This window comes from Moorena sp. SIO4G3 (assembly GCF_010692305.1).
GTDB lineage: Bacteria > Cyanobacteriota > Cyanobacteriia > Cyanobacteriales > Coleofasciculaceae > Moorena > Moorena producens_A.
Genome location: NZ_JAAHIG010000158.1, coordinates 1 through 19,189 on the forward strand (window position 1 = coordinate 1; position 19,189 = coordinate 19,189).

Consider the following 19,189-nt stretch of genomic DNA (forward strand, 5'->3'; position numbering starts at 1 on the left):
TGGGAATAGGGAGTAGGGAGTAGGGAATAGGGAGTAGGGAGTAGGGAATAGCTATGTATGGCTTTATTACTTTCTAATACTGCTAATAAAAAACCGTAGTTTTACCTACCAAAACCGTTAATTAATTATCATAAAAAAAACGCTTTAAAAGAAATTACTTAAATCATAAAAATGATTAAAAATGCCATCAATTATAAAAAAGTAAAGATATAATTTATAAAAAGGCGTTACTGATTAATGGTAAGCTATCAGCTATCAACTATCAGCTATCAGCTATCAGCGAACAGCGATTAGCGCACGCTAATTGAGGTGCTTTTGAATAAGCGATGCAGCGCCGCCAAAGGGGGTTTCCCCCATGAGCGACTGCATCAAGACAAGAGGTAAGGATTAGTTTAATCTGAGTTACGTCTTTTGAATAAAATAGGTGTCAATTTTCGGAACCCCTACTCCCTACTCCCTACTCCCTACTCCCTACTCCCTACTCCCTACTCCCTAAAACCAAAGATTTTTTACTTAACCCCAGAATAACGCCCCCTAACAGTTGTATTTAGTCCTAAAGTCAAAATAAAAATGTCTAGCGATTTGCGACTTCGTACTCTCAAACCTCAATATGAACAACTTTTTGCTACTTGTCAGCTCAGACGAAGCTGCCTAGAACCAACTGGCCGCATTGGTCAAGAAATCCTCCAACGGCAAGGAGACTACGGATTAGTAGAGCGGCAAACAGGGGTGCCTTGGTGGTTTGTCGGAATTTTGCACTATCGAGAGCTGGACTTTCGAGACGCTCACCTGCACAATGGCGACTCTTTGAGTAATAGCACGATTCGCTACCCACAAGGACGACCGACTGCTCCACCAGCTAACGGACAACAATACACCTTTGTTGAGAGTGCCATTGATGCACTGCGCTGGAAACAATTCCACACTGCCAAAGACCACTCAATTGGCGCAATGCTATGGGGGTTTGAGCTGTGGAATGGTTTCCGTGATGCTAAGGGGGGGAATAATTCCGAGTACCTCTGGAATGGCACCAATCACTTTAGTAGCTCACAGCATTGGAATCAATGGCTGGTAGGTAACAGTGTAGATTTTTATGGTCAAGGGCACAAGATAGGAGCAGCAGCCATTGTTTGGTATCTGTATTACCAAGGAATGCTCGATCAACCGTTACAGTTTGCCAGTCCACAACCTTCTGTTAATTGGCAACAGCCAAGCAACACCGGATCGATTCAGTTCCTGGATCTGCTCAGAGGTTATGGGAAACTGCCTCATCAAGATGCAGCACTAGCTTGGCTGCAACAACAGCAGTCGCCATCAGTGCTAACTGAATTTGCTCGTCGCTGGCAGGATGATGCTGATCGCAAATTAGTTTCTGTGGGGAAGTCTGCTGTTGTACAACTCCCCAATGGCACTCAGTTACCGACTAATGTTGTACTTCAGCAAGAATCTAGGAAACCAGAAAGTCGAGGCACTTTGCCACAGACAGGGGTTAGGCTAAGAGTACTGAGCGATACTTTGTTTAAAACAAGTACCCAGCAGTCCTATCAGCTGAAGGACTCAGAAAAAGTTTTCGTAAAGGCAGACACGGAGTTTGAGATTACATCGGATCAGCTCGCGGAGAATAAGCATATTCAGATAGTCCTGGCCAATGTTGCGTTAGGAACACCACCAAGAAAAACCTGGTACGTCTTCTGTGACCATGTTGACATTGAAGGGACTGAACCCGATAACGTACCTAAGGATGAACAACAATCAGAGTTAATTAAGATTAAGTCTGACAAGACTGGTCCAATTCAATTGCCTGGATATGACAAAACGTTTTATTTATCGGAGGCGATTATCACTGGTGGTAACTTTAGTTGGGCAGAGGCAACTAAAAATGGTACCCGCATTCCTACGCACAAAAGTATAGTGGAGGACATTATCAGAATTGCTGAGGTCATGCAAGAAGTTAGGGAATACTTTGGAAATCGCCCCATCCTGGTTAACTCTTGGTATCGCGACCCAGTAACCAATCGCCAAGTTGGTGGTGCTACACGCTCTCGTCATCTTTCTGGGGATGCTGTGGATTTTGTGGTTGAGGGGATATCGCCAATGTCGGTGAATAAACGTCTGGATTCCTGGTGGGGTTCCCGAGGTGGTCTAGCCAGTGCCAGTTCTTTCACCCATATTGATGGGCGAGGGTATCGGGCCAGGTGGAGTTATGGTTTTTGATATAGCGCTACAGGCAAGGGCAAGAGGCAAGAGGCAAAAGGCAAAAGGGATAGATTTTGATTTCATATTTATTTTTGCCAGAGGTCTAATAGGAGTAGAGTGGGCATCCTGCCCGCCCGACAATTGAAACAGGCAAGATGCCCGTTCCACCCCTGATGCCCCCCCGACAATGGAAACAGGCAAGATGCCCGTTCCACCCCTGATGCCCCCCCGAAAATTGAAACAGGCAAGATGCCCGTTCCACCCCTGATGCCCCCCCGACAATGGAAACAGGCAAGATGCCCGTTCCACCCCTGATGCCCGCCCGAAAATTGAAACAGGCAAGATGCCCGTTCCACGGCTGATGCCCGCCCGACAATTGAAACAGGCAAGATGCCCGTTCCACGGCTGATGCCCCCCCGACAATTGAAACAGGCAAGATGCCCGTTCCACCCCTGATGCCCATTCCACAAAACCTTAAAATCATTCCATTTTCAAGCAACACCGGTTTTTAGGTGCGTCACTCGACAGAAGTTTCCACAGGAATTATACTTAAGCTGTTCAGGATTAGCTGTTCAGGATTTAGATTGGGATACCTAAATTGATCAAAGGGAACAGGTAAAAACCAATTTAAATGGGCATCAGCTTCACAAAAATTACTATTTATTAGTTTTTTTTAAATAAAATTAATAAATAGTTTAACTATAAATAAATTTTCAAAGAAAATTAAAAAATCAGATCACGTCTCATCGACTACCCAATCATACTTATTGGTAATTTTAGCGTTTTTATGCATACTAGGTTCGGTTGAGCCAATAATAACTTATGTAAACATAAAGAAATAATTAAGTAAAATTAAAAAATCAGATCAAGTCTTATAGACTAGCTTCTGGTGATAATTTTGTGGTCAAAAAATAAAATAATTATTTGACCAACTAAACTTGAACCGAATTACTTGTAGTAGATCAAAATAAGCCAATTAGTAATGACTTTTACTATTTGCCTTAACTAAGCAGTAAAAGTCTGTGGATTTCTGATTTAAAAGAAATCCGAGTATTCTAATAATGCTTATTTTTTGAGTTAAGTCAATCAGATCAAAAAGAGGCGGCTGTTCTTGAAAAGATCGGCAATACTCAGAAAATATAAATATATAGTTTGTATAGTTGTTCTAGAGGGGGTGTCTATGATAGGTTTTTCAAACGAGCTGTAAATTCTTAGATTGTCGAAAAAGCCAAGAGGTAAGAGGTCAGAGGTCAGAGGCATGCTAGCAATAGGCATGCTAGCAATAGGGGCAAGGGATCCGGATTTTTTGAGTCTTATAAAATAAGACTTTGTAAATTTACATGTCAAATTAAAAAATGAAAATGCTATAGAAATTTTACTTATCGGGGTAAATCAATGAATCAAACCTTATTAAGTGGTTTGGACAATAGTGATATCGACTGGCTAGTTAGTGTTAGTGAAATAGAACAAGTCAATAGTGGTCAAGTATTGAGGCAAGGTGATAAGTCTATAAAGACTCTTTATCTTATTATTGAGGGGAACCTAAAAATATCTTTGCCACAGGGTACGGATAATCTGCTCCATCAGGCATTTACACTCTTGGAAAAGAGTAATGTTTTAGAACAGGAACTGATCAGCGTAACTACAGGAGAGCTGATAGGAGAAGATTTACTGTTTCAGAGTGAGTTACCTTCAAGTAAGGTGATCGCTCAGAGTTCCTCTCGGTTACTGGCTATTCCCCAAAAAGAATTACAGGAAAAACTAGAGAAAGATTTAGCTTTTTCGGCACGGTTTTATAAAGCCATTGCCATTTCACTTTCTGAACGACTGGTAAAGCTGAGGGACAAACTTCGCTCAAAACGATTGAGAAGACGAACAAATGCAAGCAAAGAAGTGCTTTTAGCATTTGGGGAGCTAAATGATAGTGATATTGATTGGATGATTAAACATGGAAATTATCAGACAATAAAAGCAGACACTCTGCTATTCCAAGAAGGAAGACCGGCTGAAAAGATGTATATTCTGCTTGATGGTTTGGCAAGTGTTACCTTAGCAGAAACTGCCAGAAGTCCTTTGGAAACGGCTTTTGCAGCCCTAGATACTAGTTATAGTGTTACCTCTGAACAAGAGATTATCACCCTTCAGCGAGGAGAAATTCTTGGTGAAATGCCTTTTGGGGTTTCCCAGCTCAGTTCAGTTAATGTTCGCTGTCTTGAGGATTCAAGAGTACTAGCAATTGCTAGAAATTTACTCGCTACTAAATTACAGGACGATATTGGTTTCTCAGCAAGGTTTTATCGAGCCGTTTCCTTATTAGCGATAGAGAGATTTAAAACTACTGTAGAATTACTAGGTTATAAAAGGAGAATTTACAGTAGTGAAAAAACTTTAGCATCTTCTGTTCCCTATGATGATGAAATGAGTGATAACCGCTTAGATAATTTAACCTTAGCTGGCTCTCGATTTAATTGGATGTTGAAACAACTAAAAAAAATGAATACTAATCAAGAGTATTTTATCAAAACAGGATAATTGCGTAGGGTGCGTTAGGGACGGGCTAGGGTGTGTCTTCAAACTTGGAGATCCCCCTAAATCCCCCTTAAAAAAGGGGGACTTTGAGTATGGCTCCCCCCTTATTAAGACTTTGAGTATGGCTCCCCCCTTATTAAGACTTTGAGTATGGCTCCCCCCTTATTAAGGGGGGCTGGGGGGGATCTAAATCTTGGGGAAAACTTTGAAAAGACGCCCTAGCCCTGATTTTCCGCTTCAACGCCTGGTTTTAAAAAGTCCGTCCCGTAACGCACCACCGGGTCAAACAGCAAATATGAGATGCACCCTGTTGTTGAGAACACTATTGATAAGTTAGCTACGCCATAGTAGTTTTGGATGAAATTATATCTATGTCTATTATTGCCATTCACTCTTATCGAGGGGGAGCAGGAAAAACCAACATAACTGCCAGTTTAGCCACCATTGTTGCTAGTCATGGTCATCGAGTTGGAATTGTGGATGCAGACCTCCACAACCCAGGTATTTATGTGTTATTTGGGTTGAATCAAGATCATTTAGGTTATTCTTTAAACGATTACCTATGGAATAATTGTCAAATTACTGAAGCTGATTATGATGTAACGTCCGTGTTAGGTCTTCAAGACCGCTGTCAGATTACTGAAACCGACTATGATGTGATTGCCAAAGGTAAAAAGCCAACAGAAAACTGTTTTCTGTCTTTGGTTCCAGCTAGTATGAAACAAGAAGATATTAGCCGAATGTTGCGAGAAGGCTATGATGTTCGCTTACTGGAAAAAGGGTTTAAAACGTTAATTAATGAACTCAATCTAGATTTTCTGTTTGTTGATACTCATCCAGGTCTGAATGAAGAGGTATTAGTCTCTTTAACCTTGTCTGATACTCTGGTTTTAATTATGAAACCGGATCAGCAGGATTTTCAAGCAACTGGAATTATGTTGGACTTGGCCAACAAGTTAAACATACAGAAAACCTTGCTGGTAATGAATATGATGATTGAATCCTTAGGGATTGAGCGTTTTAGTCATAAAGTCAAGGAAGACTATGGGTTTTCATTAGCTGCAATTATCCCCTGGTCAGAAGATATGATGATGCTGGGCAGTCGAGGTATTTTTTCTTTAGCTTTCCCCCATCATCCACTAACTGAGGTCTTAGAAAAACTGGCTGATAAGATCATGAACTAGCAACTATTTTTATTAATTAGCATTGAGGTAAATTATGCAGATTCAGATGATTGGTCACGCTTCTATATTTGTTGAAACTGAAGATTGTAAAATCTTGATGGATCCGATTTTATGGGATTCTCATGCTGAAGGAATATCAGACATCTGCCCAAAAAGGAAAGTGTTCCATGACCAGATTCCAGCGTTTGATATTTTGATTATCTCTCATCGTCATATAGATCATTTTGATATTCAATCCCTAGCTTCTCTACCGAAAAATGTTGATGTTTTCATCCCCTACGATAAACTGATGGAAACGTGTTTACGAGATTTAGGATATTCACAAATCTATAAATTAAAAGATTGGGAGGAGGTCAAAATTGGTTCAACTCGTTTAATTGCAACTCGTTCAGAAAATCGTGTTCCTGAATACGGGATGTTATTCACTGATCCTTCAGGGGTTTTCTGGAATCAAGTTGATTCGGCTGTCAACCTTGAAACTATTCGTCAAGTTAAGTCTAAATATCCTCAGATTGACTTTTTTTTAGCAAGTTGGCAGCCGCTGTTAGAGCTAGAACACCAAAATAATCAGCCATCTTCTTTTCCTTATTCTGCTTATGATCAAGAACTAAAAAAGATTAGTTTACTTCAACCGAATTCCCTTGCTCCTGGAGCAAATGGGTTTAAGTTTATTAAGGGTACATCTTGGTTAAATAAAGTCGTTTTTCCCGTTACTAGGGAGCAATTCTGTCGAGATGTAGCGATTGTTTGTCCAGAAATAGGAGAAAATATTTTTCCTTTCAATCCAGGGGATGTCGTTACTTTCAAAAATGGCGAACTTAGCTACATGAAACAAAAGTCTTCTTTTGTGCAAATGGTAGAGGATGATCGCTATGACTTACGTTTTTCTCCTAGTAATATTGGTGATTGCCTGATTGACGATAATCCTGATGACTATGATTTATCGGAGATGAAAGATGTTATCAAGGCAGAAGTTTGCTTCGATTTACCCAAGTTTATCAAAGAAAAGTCAGATTTATTTTTGGAATATCGTCACTGGAAGATAATTTATCAACTAGAAATTGTCTTTCCTTCCGAAACACAACAATATTATTTTGATTTTTCTGAAGACAATATTCAGTGCCATTCAGGTTATAGTCCTCTAGCTCATTTATTTACAACTGTTGCGGCTTCAAATTTTTATGGTTTGATAAAAGGAATTAGAAGTTGGGATGCAGCTAATATTGGCGGCTATTACCGCAGCTTTCAGAAATTATATATACCCACTCCTTATGGGATTATTAAACCAATTGAAGGTAAAAATATATCTTTAGAAGATCCAATTGAGCTACGATTTCCTTACGAAGATATTTTTGAAAAAGTTCGGCAGCATGAAGTGCAAAAATGGAAATATAGTGACGTTAATCCGGAAATTAGTCGGGAGACTCAAACAAAAATGTTGAGGATTGGTAATACTCTAGTTCGGTTACTACAGGAAAATAAGGATAAAACAGTAGAAGAAAATAAATATTTACAGATTGCTTCAGTTAGATAGTTGTTGTTTATGTTTGGAGGAGAGCATCCCAAATTTATACATAAATTAGCTATTTAACAGGGGTTTTAAATCCTTTTTTAATCTACTTATTTAGGAACTAGTCAACTCAGTGAAAGCTTTATAGAGGGGCGATTGTCACCCCTCTATAATACACTTTCGATGAAATTAAACTAGCAAAAATACCTGTATTCAAAATTGAGTATTATACTTCATATCCTGCTTACAGATCACCTGATTTTTTAGATCTTTACCACATAGCACTTACATGGCTATACTACCTCTCTATCCTTGGTAATAAACACCAAGGATAGAGTAATTTGTCTAAAAAAAATCCGTTTAACGATCGATCAATTACTTAATCAATAGTTATTTTTATTTACAAGAAAAGCATTGACTAATTAGTAGTTTATTGTTTTAATAAAACTGGTAGGTTTAACTAACAACTTACCGAACTTACTTAAGGAGAAAAAAAATGTCCATAGAATCAGTATTGGCTTTAATCAAAGCTGCGGAAGCAGATCAGTCTTTAAAAGCGCAATTGGAATCAGCAGAAGGCCCCGAACAGGTACTAGCAATTGCAGTTAGTAAGGGTTATTATTTCACTAAAAAAGAGCTTTTGGCTGTGATGCAAGAGCAGCAATTAGAATTTGCTACAGCTACTATTGAATTCAGTGAAAATGCTAAAGCTTTATTGAAAGAAGTAGAGACTAATCAAGAATTACGGGCAAAGCTCGAAGAAGCTGGTAGTCTGGCTGACATGGTTCAAATTGCCATTGCTCAGGGTTATCAAATCACTGAACAAGAAATGGAATCAGGTCTCGCTTATTTTGAGCAACAAGAAACTGAACTATCTGAAGCTCAGTTAGAAGGTGTAGCTGGTGGTGCGAAAAATAAATCCAAATGTAAAAAATATAATCCAGGGAGTGTTACAATTAATAATAATTGATAGTTCAGACACTTTTATCAGTCAACTCTGAAACTTTTACTTCCTAGTCACTTAATTAAAATTATAAAAGAGATGAATCCTCATTCTATTGTTGTCAGGAGCATCCCAATTTGGCAAATCCATTGCTCAAACTCATGAGAATACTAGGGTTTCAAAGTATAATTGAAAGTGTTATGGGCAAAAATGGGATGCTCCCTTGTTGTCTAGCTAAAAATGTCTGGACTCTTAACTTCATAATAGAGTTAAGAATCCAGACATTTTGAAATATAAAAAAATATTTTAAATAAATTACGAATCAGAGATATTTTTTACTATTTATTGTTTATCAATGAAGTTTTTTTTAGGATCGTTTATTTATATAATGTACAAAATTAAAAAACTTAATAAGTATGGGGAAGTATTTTTTTATCAACATCTAAGTCTTCCGGAGTTCCGTGCCCAACTCAGAGAGCTAAAATCAAAAAGCTCGTTTCTTGCAATTGGTGCTTCTTATTTAGATAAGCCAGTTGGTCTTATTGTAGCTGAAATATTACCAAATAATCGATTAGCCAAGATTCGTTCTCTTTTTGTAACTTCTGCCCACCGTGGTCAAGGAGTTGGAACTTTATTATTAACATCCTTAGAGAAGGAGTTAGTAGTTCGAGGTTGTACAAAAGCAGATTTTTTTTATGAACTGGATATAATAAAGAAGTCAATATCTATTAAACTAGCAGCTTTGTTTGAAAAATGCCATTGGTCTCTAATCAATGTTGATTTAATATATTCCTCAAATTTGAAAAAAATTTATCAATCTGCTTTTATCCATAAAGAAAATTTGCTTCCTTCAGATATGCAAATTTTTCCTTGGAAAGAAATTACTACTCAAGAAAAACTGGTTATTAAGCAAACAGAAAAAGAAAATTGTTGGATTGAAGAAGGCTTAAATCCTTTTAAATATGAGAAAAACTTTGAATCATTAAATAGTCTAGGTTTGCGGTATCGGGGAGTAGTAGTAGGATGGATGTTAACAGAGCGTGTAGCAGTGGATACTATATCTTACAACTGTATGTTTGTTAGAAAAGATTTGCAAAAAATGGGGCGTGGAATAGCATTATTTATTGAAGCAATTAAACGTCAAAAAGAAGCTAATATTCCTAATGGTATATGGTTTGTTAATCAAAAAAATAACTTAATGATTCGCTTCGTTAACAAGTATATTTTTCCTTGTTTAACATCTATTAAAGAAGAAAGAGTGTATTCAAAATTATTACTATAATTATTAAAGTAAAACTTAACTATGTTAACCCTAACCCAAAGTATCAATACTAAAATAAGCAAGCGTGTCCGCACCCCTACCCTCATACAGATGGAAGCAGTAGAGTGCGGAGCAGCATCATTAGGCATTATTTTGGGTTACTATCGCCGCTTTGTTCCCCTTCCTGAATTAAGAAAAGTATGTGGTGTATCACGGGATGGCAGTAAAGCCTCTAGTGTACTTAAAGCAGCGAGAACCTATGGTTTGACTGCTAAAGGGTTTAAAAAGTCATTGGAAAACTTAAAAACTTTAAATCCGCCCTTTATCATATTTTGGGAGTTTTGCCATTTTTTGGTCGTAGAAGGGTTTGGCAAAAATTGCGTTTACCTCAATGATCCAGAAACAGGTCCCCGTAAACTATCGTTAGAAGAATTTAGCCAAGGTTACACTGGAATAGTTCTAGTGATGGAACCTGGCCCAGAGTTTAAAAAAACCGGAAAAAAAACAAGTATATTTTATTCTCTAAAGAATCGTTTACAAACCTCTCAAAACTCAATTATATTCTCTATATTAGTAGGATTAATTCTAACCTTTCCTCGGTTGATAGTTCCTATATTTAGCCAAGTCTTTGTGGATAAAATTTTAATAGAAGATTATCAAGACTGGCTGAGACCGATGTTATTGGCTATGGTGATTACTGCAATTGTTCAGGGACTTCTTGCCCGTCTGCAATTAAAAGTATTACGCCGACTTTTAGTAAAACTTTCGGTTAGTATGTCCGGACAATTTGTTTGGCATATTTTACGCTTACCTGTAGGATTTTATGCTCAACGGTTTTCCGGTGAAATCAGCGATCGCGCTCAACTCAATGATCGGGTAGCAGACGTAATTTCTGGCCGTCTAGCCACCACTGTTATTGATGTGATCATGATGGGGCTTTATGCCCTATTAATGTTTACCTATGATATACTATTAACCACGATCACGATTCTATTTGCCAGCTTTAACTTTATAGCCCTTCAATACTTATCTCGTAATCGGACAGATGCCAATATTAGTTTAGCCCAGGAATATGGAAAAGTAGCTGGTACAGCGATTGGTGGCATTCAATCAATTGAAACCATTAAAGCATCTGGACTCGAATCAGATCTGTTTACTCGATTTGCCGGTTATTATACTAAAGCCCTAAACGCTCAACAAAAATTAGGGCTACAAACACAAATTCTGAATGCACTTCCCAATCTGTTAACCGCCTTAGCTACAGCCTCTATCTTGCTAATCGGAGGCTTACGGGTTATCAAGGGAGAACTAACCATTGGAATGCTAATTGCTTATCAACTTTTAACCGCTAGCTTTCTTAAACCCATTAATGAACTGATTAATTTTGGGAGTACCTTACAAGAATTAGAAGCTGATATTAATCGCCTTGATGATGTACTACAAAATCCTATTGATCAAGAAGCCATCCGTCAGCCCAATCAGTTGGCCACTCCTACCAACAATTATAGTCTAACTTCCGATTCATTTAAATTACAGGGTCATGTAGAATTTCGTAACATCACTTTTGGGTATTCTCGCTTAGAATCTCCCCTGATTGAAGACTTTAATTTAATTATCAAACCGGGGCAAAGAATTGCTTTAGTCGGTAGTAGTGGTTCAGGAAAATCAACCATTGCTAAATTAGCCTGTGGATTATATGTCCCTTGGGAGGGGGAAATCCTCTTTGATGGTATTCCTCGCAGTCAAATTCCTCGTGCTGTTCTTGCCAATTCCTTAGCAATGGTTGAACAGGATATTTTTCTTTTTGCGGGTACAATTCGAGAGAATTTAACCCTTTGGGATACCACCATTCCTGAATCAGATTTAGTTAAATCTGCCACTGATGCTGCAATTCACGAATCAATCCTGTTTCAGCCAAAAGGATATGATGCTCCACTGAGTGAAGGGGGAGCAAATCTCAGTGGTGGACAACGACAACGCCTTGAAATTGCTCGCGCTTTAGTGAGAAATCCTACCATTCTCGTCTTAGATGAGGCAACTAGTGCTTTAGATGCAGAAACAGAATTAATCATTGATCGTAATTTACGACGGCGTGGGTGTTCCTGCATTGTCGTTGCTCATCGCCTCAGTACCATTCGAGATTGTGATGAAATTATTGTCCTGGATAGGGGAAACGTTGTTCAACGGGGAACCCATGAACAATTACGCCAAGAAACAGGAACCTATCAACACCTGATCAGTAGTCATTGAGTGGTAATCCAATCTGAAATAGAAAAAAATGACAGATCAACGTCTTATCTCTTCCAATACACCCTATCAATCCTCTATAAAACACATTTTAAAAATTTATAGCGTTTTTCATAACTATAAGGTATACAGGATTTTAGGCGTTGCTGAATTAAGGAATGAATGCGCGATCATCTGGTTTTATTAAAGCCCCCGTGGGTCCCCCAATTCTGGGGGACTTGTCTTGATGCAGTCGCTCATGGGGGAAACCACGCCAGTTGCTGGGGGAACGGCAGTCGCTCATGGGGGGGACCCCCAAGACCGCGCTGCCTCCCCAAGACCGCACTGGCTCCCCAAGACCGCGCTGCATCGCTTGAGAGTTTTATTCCCCCCAGAATTGGGGGGCTAGGGGGGCGAAACCATACTCATAATCAGCAACGCCGTATTTTTTACCTGTTCCCTGCTCCCTGTTCCCTCTTCCCTGTTCCCTCTTCCCTGCTCCCTGCTCCCTGCTCCCTGTTCCCTGTTCCCTAAAACCCAAGAATTTGTACCTCACCCAATTGCAAACCGCTGTATATTATGTATAGCCAACAATCCCGCAAAATCCAAGGTAATCAACCACTAATACTTAATAACCCTGAAATTGTTTGGATGGTGGTTTCTGGACAAGTCTCTGTATTTGCCACAGAAATGAAGAATAATGAACCAGACGGAAATCGTCATTATCTATTTACTGTAGAAAAAGGACAGGGCTTATTTGGTCATTGTTCAGATTCTTCTGGTCAAGCCCTTTTAGCGGTCGCCATAGAAGGGGCAGAATTAGAATCTGTAGCCATACAAGATTTGGTGAAACAAATCTCTCAAAAAGAGCCTCAAGGGATTGCCATCCTAGAAAGCTGGATCCGGCATTTAGGAAAAAGTATTAACCAGATGCCTTTAAATAATGTAATCAAAATTATCAATCCTGATTTTTCTTCATACTTTTCCCTAGAAGATAAACAAATTATTCAATCCTTTAGTGAACAAATAATTTGGGTAGAGATTAGAGAAGGAGAAGTTGACTATTTAGGAAAGCCAGAGTTAACCTTAGAGATCAATTCTCCTCTATTTCCTCTGGCTAATAGGATGTGGTTAAAATCCGAAAATGCCAGTCAAATCAAAATAACTACTACTGATACTATAGAACAAGCAGAAGAAATTACCCATAGCTTAGACCTATTACATAACTATTTTTATTACTATTTAAACCAAAAATTTATTGAAGATAAAGAAGCCGAATTTAGACGGTTTCAAGCCAGACAACAACTAAATAGCCAAGTTACTCAATCAGCATTAGGAAAATTAACCTCAATTCTCAAACCGGGTTATGATGTTTTTTTTGGATCAGGAACACCTCTATTAATTGCAGCGGGTGCCGTAGGTCATGCCATGCAAATTGTCATTAAACCGCCATCTGCCTCAGAAGATATGAGTAAGCTGGCTAATCCCTTAGAAGCTATCGCTTATGCCTCTCAATGCCGTATTCGTTCTGTAAGATTAGTGGGGGATTGGTGGCTCTCAGAACATGGCCCCTTACTTGGCTATAATCAAGACAATTGTCCTGTTGCTTTATTACCAAATCCCCAAAAAAACAGTATCTATCTATTATTTGATCCTATCAAAAAAACTCGTACCCCTGTTAATCAGGACGTCGCTCAACATATTAGCTCCCAAGCTTATATGTTTTACCGTCCTTTGCCCCTTGTTGTTCAAGGGGTCGGGGCACTATTTAGATTTAGTATAGCAGGCTATGAAAAAGAATTAGGATTAATTGCCCTGATCGGTATAATAGCAACTCTTTTAGGAATGGTTGTCCCCCAAGCCACGGGGATGTTAATGGATCAAGCCATTCCTGGCAGTAATTTACTCTTATTAAAGCACATAGGGTTAGTGTTATTTGCTACTGCGTTTGCTCAAGCCGCTTTTCAACTTTCCCAAGGAATTATGACCTTGCGTTTAGAAACAGTTGCTGATGGAAATTTACAATTAGCGGTTTGGGACAGACTGCTTAAGTTAAGTCCATCATTTTTTCAGCAATATACCTCTGGAGATCTAGTGAATCGTCTCCTAGCAATACGGGAAATTCATCATCTGTTAAGTGGGGCAACTCAGCGCACATTACTCAGTGGCGTTTTTGCTCTTTTGAATCTAGGATTAATGTTTATTTATAGTATTAAACTTGCTCTAGTTGCTTTAGGACTATCTGTAATTGCGGTCATTGTCACAGTTGTTTCTGGTGTTGTTTTAGTTCGCAAAGAGCGAAAACAAGAGGCTCTTGATGGAGAAATTGATGGTTTAACAGTACAACTGATTAATGGAGTGGCTAAACTTCGGGTCGCTGCTGCTGAAGAACGTGCTTTTTGGGCTTGGGCGGAAAAATACAGTCAAAAAACTAAGTTAACTGCAGGAATTCAACGAATTAATGATAGTCTATCTACCTTTAATGAAGCCTTACCGTTAATAAGTTCAGTAATCCTGTTCTGTTTTACCTTATTATTTATCCAAATCAACCAAGAAAAGAATCTCCCTAACACTCTGACTGCAGGGACTTTTTTAGCCTTTCAGGTTGCCTTTGGAACTTATATTGGGGGAGTCACAAGCTTGAGCAATACCTTAACAGATATTTTAGGAATTGTCCCCATGTGGGAAAGGGCGAAATCTATTTTACAGGAAAAACCAGAATCTGATATTAATCAGCAAGACCCGGGTCGTTTAAGCGGACATATTGTTTTAGATCATCTCAGCTTTCGTTATCGAGAAGATGGCCCTTTAATTATCGATGATATTAGTATTCATGCTAATCCCGGTGAGTTTATTGCACTTGTTGGTCCTAGTGGAAGTGGAAAATCAACCCTTTTTCGTTTGTTATTAGGATTTGCTAGTCCCATCACAGGAACGATTTATTATGATGGTCAAGACTTAGCGGGGTTGGATGTTACTGGTTTGCGTCGCCAATTAGGTGTTGTTCTACAAAATGGTCACGTTCAACAAGGGTCGATTTTTCACAATATTACTAGTGGTGCGTTAGTATCCCATGATGTAGCCTGGGAAGCAGCACGAATGGCTGGATTAGCCGTAGATATTGAGAAAATGCCCATGGGAATGCACACCGTTATTAGTGAAGGAGGAAGTAACTTATCGGGAGGACAAAGACAGCGTTTATTAATCGCTCGTGCTTTGGTCAATAAACCAAAAATCATTCTGATGGATGAAGCAACCAGTGCCCTTGATAACCGCACTCAAGAGATAGTGACTGACAGCTTGGAGCAACTCCATGCAACACGTATTGTTATTGCTCACCGTCTTAGTACAATTCGTAATGCAGACCGAATTTATGTACTGGAAGCTGGACGAATTGTCCAGACCGGAACATTTGCACAGCTCAGTCAAGAAGAGGGGTTGTTTGCACGACTGGTTGCTCGACAACTAGACTAAAATTCTCTATTACTCTTCTTTCTTTAAAAAATCTGGCAGCCATAACAAAATTAGTACGATAAAACAGATAATGGTTAAACCAATAGCATAGCGAATATTCTGTTTAAGCATTGATGAGACTTGGAGAAGAAAGTAGTAATCAAGCATTTTTACAAATGTCAGTTAATTTCTCTATTATAGCGTTTATCGCAGTTATGAGGTACAGTCTTATTTGACACTGCCTCCCCTATTCCCTTGCTGCATCGCTTAAAACCCTCTTTACTATTGCCTTTTGCCTTTTGCCTTTTGCCTTAAAGGGATAAGCAATGTCGCTCATGAGTATGAGAACTGCTATATACAAGATAGCACACCAACACTATATTACACTATATTACTGTTATGAAACCCAAAAAAAAATCTAATCTATTCCGAGAAGAATCTGTAGAACACTTAACTTCCCCAGAAAAATTAGACCAAGCTATGGAAGTTGTCTCCCGTCAAGACTGGCTTCCTTTATCTACTTTGGCAGGAATAGTGTTCTTAACCATTATTTGGAGTATTGTCGGTAAACTTCCCTTAACTATTAAAAGTAAAGGGGTGCTAATTCATCCACACAAAGTCGTTGAAGTTCAGTCTCCTGTTAGTGGTCAGTTAGAACAGATCAATATCAAGGAAGGCGACTGCGTTGACCGAGGTTTCGTGTTAGCAACAATTGAACCCTCTGATATTCAGCAGAAACTTCAGCAACAGAAAGAAAGATTAACACAACTACAATCACAAAGTCAATTAGCGAATACTCTTCAGGTACAGCGAACTAATTTAGAAGTGTTGTCCCTTCAGCAAAAACAAGAGGCATTAGAACAGTCTCTACAAAATAGTGAAAGCTTAAATTTGGTTCTCAATAATCAAGCAATAGAGGCTATAAACCAGCAAAAACAAAGCATTCAGCAAAAAATAACGGATCTTCAAACTATTACCCCAACACTGAAAGAAAAAGGACTTAACTCCATCAAAGAACAAAGAGTTAGTATCTTTAAGCAACTTAACGATTTTCACGAACTCAGTTCTAGCTTAAAAGATAGGGTAGAAAAACGTCGTGAACTAGTTCAAGCAGGAGCAATCTCTTTAGATCAAATATTAGAAGCGGAACAATCTTATAAACAAAATCTGCAAAATATCTCTAAACTAGAGGCTGAACTCAAACAGCTAGATGTTAAAGAAGCTGAAGTGGAACAGCAATATTTAGATAACTTAAGTACCATTAGCAAGCATCAAGCTGAATTAAGAGAATTGACAGTTAAGGAAACTCAAAACAGAGATAAATACTTGAAAACTATGAATCAAGTTGCTCAACAAAAAACGGCTATAAAAACCTTGGCTACAGAAAGAAAAAAACTTGAACAGCAAAATTTAGAAGATTCTAGCAAAAGAGAAAATGAAATTCAACAGGTTAAGTACGATATAGCCCAACTTTCTAAACAGTATAATGATAATCAAGCTATCACAAGTCCTTATTCGGGGTGTTTTCTGAACATAACGGCTAGTAAAGGGTCTGTTATTGACAAAGGGTTTTCTTTAGGAGTGATTCAAAGACAGAGTTCATCAGACAGTCTCTCAACCGTTGCTTACTTTCCTGTTGGGCAGGGTAAAAAGATCAAACCTGGTATGAAAATCTATGTTACACCTGATACAGTTCGCCGAGAAAAATTTGGTAGTATTATTGGTACTGTCTCGGAAGTATCTCCTTTTCCTATTACTCAACAAGGAGCCACTAAACTGATAGGAAACTCTACAATAGCTGAAAATTTGGCATCTAAAGTTAGACCTGTTATTGAAATCCATGGGAAGTTACAGGCTGACTCCTCGACTCCTAGTGGTTATGCTTGGTCTTCTTCTCAAGGACCGTCGTTGACAGTGACTTCAGGAACTACTGTAACAGTACAAGTCACCATTGAAGAGCAAACCCCCATTACCTTAGTTTTACCAATCTTGCGGCAATTGAGTGGGATTTATTAAATATATAAAGGGAACAGGGAACAGGGAGCAGGGAACAGGGAACAAACATTCTCTCAATTCCTACACGGATTGCTATATCCAATGTCACCTCAACCTGAGGGGGTGTGGGGAGATGGGGAGATGGGGAGATGGGGCAGATTTTTATTAAGCGATGCAGCGCGGTCTTGGGGGTTTCCCCCATGAGCGACTGCATCAAGACAGGGTAATTATCCTAACATGATCTAAGCATCCTGGTTGGGCTTATTTTTTGTAAATGCGAAGATAGGTTTGTACATAATCCATAGAGAACTGACCGGGATTCTCTCGAATCCTAGCTGTAAATCTTTGGTAGAATTGGTTGACAATTTCAGAAATGTCTTGATTGGATCGATTGCTTAGGGCATTTCTCAATGTATGTTCACTCCAAGAGCGAGTCGCTTGGGTGAGACCTTGGGCAAATTTCTCTGCATCCCTATCATCTTCGTACTGAGACCGATAAGGGCACCGAATCAGCATGGTTCGGGTATCTGCTAATCGTAACCCAGCTTGATAAACGTCACTTTGAGGGTCTTCGAGACACGCAGTAAACTCGGCTTCTGTTCGGTAATAACTTTGTGATGTAGCGCCAACATACTCTTCTGGTTGAATCAATTCCTCAATCTGCATTTGTTTCCAAATTTCGTGCAGAATATCTTTCAGGTTCAAGTCTACCAGGTTGTGCCCTACATAGCGCCCTTGTTCGTCTACGGATAAGTTGACGGTTACTATTTGACCTCCAGATTTGAGTTCTTTAGCTCTAGCCAGGAGAATAGTGCTCCAGTCAATCTGTGACTGTGCTTGAAAAATTGCTTTATCTTCTACTGGGGCAGAAACATTGACATCAATATGATTGCTTAGATGTTTGGGTAGCTTACTTAACCAGTGCATGGCTGTGGAGGAGAAACCAAAGTCTAGACTATTGGGGGGACAAACAGGTTCATAAAATGATCGTGGAACCATTGAAACTACTATATTTTGATCACCCTGCATCAATAACGTTGCATTTTTGCCTAGGGCATTAAAGTCATTACTGGGTAAATCATTAAATATTACTTCAACAAAAGCCCCGTTATTTTGTTTTTTTATAGTAGCAACAATCTGCTGCCATAATCCTTGGCTAGTACCACCGTCTGCAATGCCGTAATCCGCTAGTCTTACCTGTGAAGAGTTTTGGATGGGCTGGATTGCTTTTGCTACTAAATCCCCAGCAGCTTCGAGACAAAGTTTGGCTCCAAGGGTGTTGAGTGAGTAGTTAGATGCCATATAAATTGCCATGTTATCTCCTCTCAAATGATGATTGAGTATTTTTGAACCTGATTTTTAGTTAATTATCAATAAAACCCTAAATTTTGCTGCCAGCCAATTTAGGGTTTTGATATATTAGAGTTTTTGATTATTATTAAATTCATTGATTATCAGTTAAATATTCGCGTATTTTTTTCATAAAAAGTGATATTATCAATATAAATTATATCATAAAAATTAAGCATAATAAATCAACATATGACTAGACATATGAAACTAAATAATTTACGGTTATTGCGTATTGATTATACGAATTTTTCAGAAACAAAGCCTAAAATTATTACTAGGCAATACTTTGAGATTTTGAGATACATACTATGTAATATAAACTATCAATTATCATCAAAATCTCAAAGCTATACCAATCCTAAATGAATTGTGAGAATTTTTGTTCTCTTTTCCCTACTCCCGTCTTGATGCAGTCGCTCATGGGGGAAACCCCCAAGACCGCGCTGCATCGCTACTCCCTACTCCCTACTCCCTACTCCCTACTCCCTACTCCCTACTCCCTGTTCCCTGTTCCCTGTTCCCTTTGGTATATACACAGT

The 19,189-nt window shown here is 38.8% G+C and carries 13 protein-coding genes; 10 read left to right on the forward strand and 3 right to left on the reverse strand.

Annotated elements, in window-relative coordinates:
- Window positions 1-570: 570 nt before the first annotated feature.
- A complete protein-coding gene (locus F6J99_RS24310) occupies window positions 571-2,214 on the forward strand; it encodes a D-Ala-D-Ala carboxypeptidase family metallohydrolase (RefSeq protein WP_293116103.1) in 1,644 nt (547 codons plus the stop codon).
- Here the strand turns inward: F6J99_RS24310 and F6J99_RS24315 are convergent.
- The gene (locus F6J99_RS24315) at window positions 2,143-2,664 is read right to left on the reverse strand and encodes a hypothetical protein (protein WP_293116105.1); all 522 of its coding nucleotides are present in this window, start codon (window positions 2,662-2,664) and stop codon (window positions 2,143-2,145) included. The genes F6J99_RS24310 and F6J99_RS24315 overlap by 72 nt on opposite strands.
- Window positions 2,665-3,591: 927 nt before the next feature.
- On the opposite strand from F6J99_RS24315, the gene F6J99_RS24320 reads away from it, so the two are divergent.
- The 9 genes from F6J99_RS24320 to F6J99_RS24360 all read left to right on the forward strand — a co-directional run bounded on the left by F6J99_RS24320 (window position 3,592) and on the right by F6J99_RS24360 (window position 17,318).
- Entirely contained in the window at window positions 3,592-4,728 is a 1,137-nt protein-coding gene (locus tag F6J99_RS24320) for a cyclic nucleotide-binding domain-containing protein (RefSeq protein ID WP_293116107.1), read from the forward strand.
- Window positions 4,729-5,096: 368 nt separating this feature from the next.
- Window positions 5,097-5,909 carry a MinD/ParA family protein gene (locus F6J99_RS24325; RefSeq protein ID WP_293116109.1) on the forward strand — a complete coding sequence of 271 codons (813 nt, stop codon included), beginning with the start codon at window positions 5,097-5,099 and terminating at the stop codon, window positions 5,907-5,909.
- Between the two features lie 34 nt (window positions 5,910-5,943).
- Entirely contained in the window at window positions 5,944-7,443 is a 1,500-nt protein-coding gene (locus F6J99_RS24330) for an MBL fold metallo-hydrolase (RefSeq protein ID WP_293116111.1), read from the forward strand.
- A 472-nt stretch (window positions 7,444-7,915) separates the two neighbouring features.
- Complete coding sequence (locus tag F6J99_RS24335) at window positions 7,916-8,389, forward strand: Nif11-like leader peptide family RiPP precursor (RefSeq protein WP_293116113.1); 474 nt, start codon at window positions 7,916-7,918, stop codon at window positions 8,387-8,389.
- A gap of 361 nt (window positions 8,390-8,750) precedes the next feature.
- The gene (locus F6J99_RS24340; RefSeq protein WP_293116115.1) at window positions 8,751-9,644 is read left to right on the forward strand and encodes a GNAT family N-acetyltransferase; all 894 of its coding nucleotides are present in this window, start codon (window positions 8,751-8,753) and stop codon (window positions 9,642-9,644) included.
- A gap of 21 nt (window positions 9,645-9,665) precedes the next feature.
- Window positions 9,666-11,873, forward strand: a complete 2,208-nt coding sequence (locus F6J99_RS24345) for an NHLP family bacteriocin export ABC transporter peptidase/permease/ATPase subunit (RefSeq protein ID WP_293116117.1) — start codon at window positions 9,666-9,668, stop codon at window positions 11,871-11,873.
- A gap of 235 nt (window positions 11,874-12,108) precedes the next feature.
- Window positions 12,109-12,258 carry a hypothetical protein gene (locus F6J99_RS24350; protein ID WP_293116119.1) on the forward strand — a complete coding sequence of 50 codons (150 nt, stop codon included), beginning with the start codon at window positions 12,109-12,111 and terminating at the stop codon, window positions 12,256-12,258.
- Between the two features lie 170 nt (window positions 12,259-12,428).
- Complete coding sequence (locus tag F6J99_RS24355) at window positions 12,429-15,323, forward strand: NHLP bacteriocin export ABC transporter permease/ATPase subunit (protein ID WP_293116121.1); 2,895 nt, start codon at window positions 12,429-12,431, stop codon at window positions 15,321-15,323.
- Between the two features lie 378 nt (window positions 15,324-15,701).
- Window positions 15,702-17,318 (forward strand): NHLP bacteriocin system secretion protein, encoded by a 1,617-nt coding sequence (locus tag F6J99_RS24360; RefSeq protein WP_293116123.1) that lies wholly within the window; start codon window positions 15,702-15,704, stop codon window positions 17,316-17,318.
- On the opposite strand, the gene F6J99_RS24365 is transcribed toward F6J99_RS24360, so the two are convergent.
- Together F6J99_RS24365 and F6J99_RS24370 are read right to left on the reverse strand one after the other, a co-directional pair.
- Entirely contained in the window at window positions 17,272-17,499 is a 228-nt protein-coding gene (locus tag F6J99_RS24365; RefSeq protein ID WP_293116125.1) for a hypothetical protein, read from the reverse strand. The genes F6J99_RS24360 and F6J99_RS24365 overlap by 47 nt on opposite strands.
- A gap of 59 nt (window positions 17,500-17,558) precedes the next feature.
- Entirely contained in the window at window positions 17,559-18,611 is a 1,053-nt protein-coding gene (locus tag F6J99_RS24370) for a hypothetical protein (protein WP_293116127.1), read from the reverse strand.
- Between the last annotated feature and the right edge of the window lie 578 nt (window positions 18,612-19,189).